This window comes from Promicromonospora kroppenstedtii DSM 19349 (genome assembly GCF_000515355.1).
Classification (GTDB): domain Bacteria; phylum Actinomycetota; class Actinomycetes; order Actinomycetales; family Cellulomonadaceae; genus Promicromonospora; species Promicromonospora kroppenstedtii.
In genome coordinates, this window is the sequence record NZ_KI911653.1 from 19,290 (window position 1) to 24,981 (window position 5,692).

Below are 5,692 nucleotides of genomic sequence, written 5' to 3' on the forward strand. Positions count from 1 at the left end.
GCGTCGAGGTGGCCCTGACGCGGCTGGGCGCCCCGCGCGACCCCGCGCGCCGGCTCGACCAGCTCAGCGTGGGGGAGCGGTTCCGGGTGCGGCTGGCCTGCCGTCTCGCGGAGCGCGCCGACCTGCTGCTGCTCGACGAGCCCACGAACCACCTGGACGACTCCGCCATCGAGTTCCTCACCGGCGAGCTCGTCGCCTGGCGCGGCGCTGTCGTGCTGGTCACCCACGACCGCGAGCTGCTCGACGACGTCGCCACCGCGATCCTGGACCTCGACCCGTCGTGGGACGGCAAGCCTGTGCTCTACGGACAGCCGGGGTACCTGGCCTACCGGTTCGCCAAGACCCAGGCGCTGCACCGGTGGCGGCAGCGCTACCGTGCGGAGCGCAAGCGGGCCGCGGCCCTGGCCGAGCGGCTCGACGAGTCCTACGAGGGGCTGTCCGACGAGTGGCGCCCGGGCAAGGGCTCGCAGAAGCACCGGCGCGCCACGCGCGCCCGCATCCACGTCAAGGCCGCCGACCGGCTGGTCCAGAAGCTGGAGGCCGAGGCCATCGAGGTGCCCAGGCCGCCCGTCGAGCTGGGGTTCCCCGACCTGCCCGCGATGTCGCCGGGGTGGGACCCGAGCAACCCGGTCGTGGAGGTCCGTTCGCCGCGCGTCGACTTCCCCGCGGGATCCGCGCCGGCAGCCGCGGGCGAGGACGGCGCCCGCCTGGACCTGCCGGGCACCCGGGTGGCGATCCCGCCGTCGGGCCGCCTGCTCGTGGTCGGGCCCAACGGGACCGGCAAGTCGACGCTGCTCGCGGCCCTGGCCGGCACGCTGGAGCTGGACCGGGGGAGCCGCACGGTCGCGCCCGGCGCGCGCATCGGCGTCGTCGGGCAGGAGAGCGAGCCGATCACCGGTAAGGCCCGCCTGCGGACCGGGTTCGAGACCTATGCCGACGAAGCGCTGCGGCTGCTTGCCTCGGGCGAGCTGGACCCCGACCACGTGGTGCCGGTCGCGGGCCTCGGCCTGCTCAGCGAGGACGACCTGGACCGCCAGCTCGCCGAGCTGTCCGCGGGACAGCGGCGCCGGTTCGAGCTGGCACGCGCGCTGCTGCACGCTCCGCACCTGCTGCTGCTCGACGAGCCGACGAACCACCTGTCGATCGACCTGGTGGACGAGCTCACACGCGCCCTCCAGGTGACGCCGTGCGCCGTCGTCGTCGCGACGCACGACCGCCGCATGCGCTCGGACCTGGAGGACTGGCCGGTCCTGGACCTCACGCAGGCGGTCTGAGTCCGCTAGGGCAGCCGGCCCACGTGGGCCATCGCCTGCTTGATCAGCATGCCCTGCCCGTTCATCATCTCGGCCTGGACGTCGTCCGCGCAGGCCTCCTCCGGCGTGAGCCACGCGAGGTCGAGCGCGTTCTGCTGCGGCCGGCAGTCGCCCGTCACGGGCACCACGTACGCGAGCGAGACCGCGTGCTGGCGCGGGTCGTGGAACGCGGTGATTCCCGGTGTGGGGAAGTACTCGGCGACGGTGAACGGCTGCGGCGACGGCGGCACCTGCGGCAGCGCGACCGGACCGAGGTCCTTCTCGATGTGTCGCAGCAGCGCGTCCCGGAGGCGCTCGTGGTACATCACGCGGCCCGAGACCAGGGCCCGGGTCATCACGCCCTGCGGGTTCACACGCAGCAGCAGCCCGACGGCGACCACGTCGCCCGAGTCGTCGACGCGCACCGGAACGGCGTCGACGTACACGAGCGGGAGCTGCGCGCGTACCACGGCGAGGTCCTCGTCGGTCATCCAGCCCGAGACCGGGGCAGGCTCGCGGTAGAAATCGTCGGCAGGGTAGTCGGCAGTGTCCGTCACGGGTCCGTTCTACCAGTTCGGGCCAAGCGGTGCCTGACCCGCGCCGTCCGATCGGTACCCGAATGTGACACGGACCTCCGAACGGGACCTCCTGGAATAGCAGAGGGTGGGGCTGTGCTTCACCAGGTAGACGCCCAACGAAAGGAAGCGTGACATGGCAACTGTCGACATCACCGACGCCACGTTCGAGAAGACGGTCAGCGACAACGGGATCGTCCTCGTGGACTTCTGGGCCACCTGGTGCCCGCCGTGCAAGATGTTCGGCCCCGTCTTCGAGGCCTCCTCGGAGAAGAACGAGGACATCGTGCACGCGAAGATCGACACCGACGCGAACCCCGGCATCTCGGCCGCCGCGCAGGTGACGTCCATCCCGACGCTCATGGCGTTCCGGGACGGCGTGCTCGTCTTCCGCCAGGCCGGCGCGCTGCCCGCCAAGGGTCTCGCCGAGGTCGTGGAGGCCGTCCGCGGTCTCGACATGGACGTGGTCCGCAAGGACATCGCCGCGCAGCAGAGCTGACGCGGCAGGGCCGGCACCAGGGGGCGCCGGGAACACGGGGTGCGCGAGGCGGGACTCGAACCCGCACGTCCGAAGACACCAGGACCTAAACCTGGCGCGGCTGCCAATTACGCCACTCGCGCGCGGCGCTCAGTCTACGTGCAGGTGAGCGGCAGGTCAGCGGAACGCGGCGATCCCCGTGAGGTGCCGGCCCAGCACGAGCGTGTGCACCTCGTCGGTGCCCTCGTAGGTGCGCACCGACTCCAGGTTGCTGGCGTGCCGCATCGGCGAGTGGTCGAGAGTCACGCCGTTGCCGCCCAGCACCGTTCGGGCGGCGCGGCAGACCTCGATCGCGATGCGGGCGTTGTTGAGCTTGCCCGCCGAGATCATGTGCCCCTCCAGCCGCCCGGCATCCTTGAGCCGGCCCAGGCGCAGCGCCATGAGCTGCGCCTTGGTGATCTCCAGCGCCATGTCGACGAGCTTGGCCTGCGTGAGCTGGAACCCCGCGATCGGCGTGCCGAACTGCTCACGCCCCTGCGCGTAGGCAAGGGCGGCCTCGAAAGCGTCCCGGGCCGCGCCGACCGCGCCCCACACGATGCCGTAGCGCGCCTCGTCGAGGCAGGCGAACGGCCCGGCCAGGCCCGGGTGCTCCGGCAGGATCGCGTCCGCCGGCAGCCGCACGCCCTCCAGCGTGACGTCGCACTGCACGGACGCACGCATCGACAGCTTGGGCTCGATCGGCACCGCCGAGAACCCGGGGGTCGGGGTCGGCACGACGAACCCGCGCACGCGGTCCCGCTCGCCGCCGTCGGCCTGGGGCTCGCGCACCTTGGCCCAGATGACGGCGACGTCGGCGAACGAGGCCATGCCGATCCACCGCTTGGCGCCGTCCAGGACCCACTCGCCGCCGGCGTCGCCGCCCTCCGAGCCGGGCTCGAAGCGGGCGCGCGTGGTCATGCTCGCCGGGTCGGACCCGGCGCCCGGCTCGGTGAGCCCGAAGCAGCCCACGGCCTCGCCCGTCGCCATGCGCGGCAGCCACTGCTGCTTCTGCGCCTCGGAGCCGTGCTTGTGGATCGCCGACATCGCCAGCGAGCCCTGCACCGAGACGAACGTGCGGATGCCGGAGTCGCCGGCCTCCAGCTCCTGGGCCGCCAGGCCGTACTCGACGGCGGACCGCCCCGCGCAGCCGTAGCCGTGCAGGTGCATGCCGAGCACCCCGAGCTCGCCCAGCTCCGGGACGAGCTCGCGCGGGAAGTGCGCGTCGGCGAACCACCGCGCGATGTCCGGGCGCACGCGGCGGTCCACGAACTCCCGCACGCGGTCGCGCGTGGCGAGCTCGGTGTCGCTGAGCTCGGCGTCGAGGTCGAGCAGGTCGGCCGGCGATCCCACTAGGAGTCGAGCCCCAGCACCTTGCGGATCCGGGCCACGTGGCCCGTCGCCTTGACGTTGTAGAACGACTCGGCAACCGTCAGGTCCGGGTTCACCACGACCGTGGAGCGGATCACGCCCACGTACGTCTTGCCGTAGTTCTGCTTCTCGCCCCAGGCGCCGTACGCCTCCAGCGTCGCGTGGTCCTCGTCGGACGCGAGCGGGAACGTCAGCGCCTCGGACTCGGCGAACTTGGCCAGCTTGGCCACCTTGTCGGGGGAGATGCCGACGACGGCGTAGCCGGCGCCCAGCAGCGATGCCTCCGAGTCGCGGAAGTCGCACGCCTCCTTGGTGCACCCCGGCGTCGCGGCGGCCGGGTAGAAGTACACGATGACGCCCTTGTCGGTGCTCTTCGCCAGGTCGGCGAGGCTGACGGAGGCGCCGTCGGCGGTCGGGAGGGTGAAGTCGGGAGCCTTGTCCCCGGGCTCGAGGCGAGTCGTCATGCCCGTAACGTTAGCCGCCCCAGGGCCGCTCCGTGGCCCGTGCGCCACACCCCTGCGGACAACCTCGCGCGCCAGTCGCGTAGCGTTGATCCCGTGAGCACCCCCGCTACTGCCGACTCCGTGACGAAGCCCCGAAACCTCCCGATCCGCATGCTGCACGACCGGCTCCTGGTCGAGCCCGAGACGGACTCCGCGGAACGGCAGTCGACGGCCGGCCTCGTGATCCCGGCGACCGCCGTCGGCCCCAAGCGGCTCGCCTGGGCGACCGTCGTGGCGAAGGGCGAGCACGTGCGGCAGGTCGACGTCGGCGACCGCGTGCTCTTCGACCCGGAGGACCGCGCCGAGGTGGACCTGGCCGGCACGGACTACGTGCTGCTGCGCGAGCGCGACGTGCACGGCGTCGCGGAGAGCGACGAGGCGGACGGCTCTACCGGGCTCTACCTGTAGGCGGCGGGCCGCCTCCGCGGACCGCATGCGCGCGCCCGTCAGCCCGGCCCCGGCCTGTCGTGCAGTTCACAGAGGAGCGCCGCTCGTTCGGTTACCGATGACGCCCCTGGTCCTGGTAGTGTTTATCTCCGTTGCGCGCCATTAGCTCAATAGGCAGAGCAGCTGACTCTTAATCAGCGGGTTCGGGGTTCGAGTCCCTGATGGCGCACCAGCACGACGGCTTCGCGGCTCCTTCCCGTCCTCTGGCGGCAGGGTGGATCACGTCCGTTCGTGAGGCGCAGAAATCGGTGCGCAGAGGGTCCCAGACCCTGGTAATCTTCCCGTCGCAGGCGCCATTAGCTCAATTGGCAGAGCAGCTGACTCTTAATCAGCGGGTTCTAGGTTCAAGTCCTAGATGGCGCACAACCCTGACGAAGGCCTCCACCACGGTGGGGGCCTTCGTCGTTCCCGCGACCGGGCCGAGCCCGCCCGATCAGAGCAGCTCGACCGGGAACAGCTCGGTCCGTGCCACGACCCGGTCCCGCTCCGCGGTCAGCTCGGTGCGGCGCGGGTCGGCGAGGTACCCGTCGAGCTCCGCCTGGCCGGCGAACCGGTAGAGCTGCACCTCGTGCGGCCGGCCGTCCGCGCCGTCGGACGCCGCACGCTGGAGCACCGCCCCGCCGTGCTCCGGGACCAGGGCCAGCACCTTGTCCTCGTAGGCCGTCAGAGCCGCCTCCTGGCCCGGTCGCGCCCACAGCAGGCAGCAGAGCCGGATCTCCTCGTCGTGGTTCGTCATGGTCCGAGCGTAGGGCTCTCAGGCGCCCACAATTTGTCCGGTTGTTGCCTGCTGCACCCGTGGAGTTCACCCGGCCCGGCCAGGTTTGTCCTCCGGGCGTGCTCGGAGCCGTCCACCTCACGAACCACAGGGAGGACGGCCATGCGGCCAGTCACCAGGAAACAGCGCGGCCGGCAGCAAGCCGGTCTCGTCGCGGCGGTCACGGCCGCGACGCTCGCCATGACGGGGTGGGTCGCGACGTCGTCGTCCGCCGC

At 71.9% G+C, this 5,692-nt stretch carries 7 protein-coding genes and 3 tRNA genes; 5 read left to right on the forward strand and 5 right to left on the reverse strand.

All coding sequences use genetic code 11. The features are described from left to right. On the forward strand, positions 1-1,274 hold a 1,274-nt coding region (locus tag PROKR_RS10320; RefSeq protein WP_036962848.1), incomplete at its 5' end, for an ATP-binding cassette domain-containing protein. A gap of 5 nt (positions 1,275-1,279) precedes the next feature. On the opposite strand, the gene PROKR_RS10325 is transcribed toward PROKR_RS10320, so the two are convergent. Continuing rightward, the gene (locus PROKR_RS10325) at positions 1,280-1,849 is read right to left on the reverse strand and encodes an NUDIX hydrolase family protein (RefSeq protein WP_020013270.1); all 570 of its coding nucleotides are present in this window, start codon (positions 1,847-1,849) and stop codon (positions 1,280-1,282) included. A 154-nt stretch (positions 1,850-2,003) separates the two neighbouring features. Between PROKR_RS10325 and trxA the strand changes: the two genes are divergently transcribed. Then, positions 2,004-2,366: a thioredoxin gene (gene trxA / locus PROKR_RS10330; protein ID WP_036962850.1), complete on the forward strand. Its 363-nt coding sequence runs from the start codon at positions 2,004-2,006 to the stop codon at positions 2,364-2,366. 40 nt (positions 2,367-2,406) lie between these two features. On the opposite strand, the gene PROKR_RS10335 is transcribed toward trxA, so the two are convergent. From PROKR_RS10335 to bcp, 3 genes are all read right to left on the reverse strand, one after another. Further along, positions 2,407-2,488 (reverse strand) — tRNA-Leu (locus tag PROKR_RS10335). Between the two features lie 34 nt (positions 2,489-2,522). Further along, the gene (locus tag PROKR_RS10340; RefSeq protein WP_036962852.1) at positions 2,523-3,734 is read right to left on the reverse strand and encodes an acyl-CoA dehydrogenase family protein; all 1,212 of its coding nucleotides are present in this window, start codon (positions 3,732-3,734) and stop codon (positions 2,523-2,525) included. After that, on the reverse strand, positions 3,734-4,216 hold the full coding sequence (gene bcp, locus PROKR_RS10345; RefSeq protein ID WP_036962854.1) for a thioredoxin-dependent thiol peroxidase: 483 nt from the start codon (positions 4,214-4,216) through the stop codon (positions 3,734-3,736). The genes PROKR_RS10340 and bcp overlap by 1 nt, the downstream gene beginning before the upstream one ends. A 150-nt stretch (positions 4,217-4,366) precedes the next feature. On the opposite strand from bcp, the gene PROKR_RS10350 reads away from it, so the two are divergent. From PROKR_RS10350 to PROKR_RS10360, 3 genes are all read left to right on the forward strand, one after another. After that, positions 4,367-4,663 carry a GroES family chaperonin gene (locus PROKR_RS10350; RefSeq protein WP_020013266.1) on the forward strand — a complete coding sequence of 99 codons (297 nt, stop codon included), beginning with the start codon at positions 4,367-4,369 and terminating at the stop codon, positions 4,661-4,663. A 135-nt stretch (positions 4,664-4,798) separates the two neighbouring features. After that, positions 4,799-4,874: transfer RNA gene (locus PROKR_RS10355), tRNA-Lys, on the forward strand. A gap of 118 nt (positions 4,875-4,992) precedes the next feature. After that, a tRNA-Lys gene (locus PROKR_RS10360) sits at positions 4,993-5,065 on the forward strand. 70 nt (positions 5,066-5,135) lie between these two features. Here PROKR_RS10360 and PROKR_RS10365 read toward each other — a convergent pair. Next, positions 5,136-5,438 carry a hypothetical protein gene (locus PROKR_RS10365; protein ID WP_036962857.1) on the reverse strand — a complete coding sequence of 101 codons (303 nt, stop codon included), beginning with the start codon at positions 5,436-5,438 and terminating at the stop codon, positions 5,136-5,138. Positions 5,439-5,692: the final 254 nt, after the last annotated feature.